General features: G+C 69.0%; 1 protein-coding gene. It reads right to left on the reverse strand.

The genetic code is table 11. The features are described 5' to 3' along the window. Nucleotides 1–252, reverse strand: a 252-nt coding sequence (locus CVH10_RS22645; protein ID WP_146143310.1) for a helix-turn-helix domain-containing protein, incomplete at both ends; no start/stop codon positions are given.

The raw sequence follows: 252 nt of genomic DNA on the forward strand, positions 1-252 counted from the left end.
CCTCTGTCGACAGACGCACCGCCTTGGCGCGCGCATCCAGGGTCGAGCGTTCCCGCTCCAGCAGGCCCTTGGTCGTCATGCGGGTGACCAGATCAGCCAGGGTCGAGCGGTCGATGCCGGTCATGCGGACCAGTTCGGTCTGGGTCAGGCCGGCCTTGAGCGAGACAGCCTCCAGCACCGCGAACTGGCGCTGGGTCAGGCCGTCGGCGCCGGTCTCCTCGGCATAGATGTCGAGCGCCAGCTGCAAGGCGC

The organism is Halomonas sp. ND22Bw, assembly GCF_003011945.1.
Taxonomy (GTDB): domain Bacteria; phylum Pseudomonadota; class Gammaproteobacteria; order Pseudomonadales; family Halomonadaceae; genus Halomonas; species Halomonas halophila.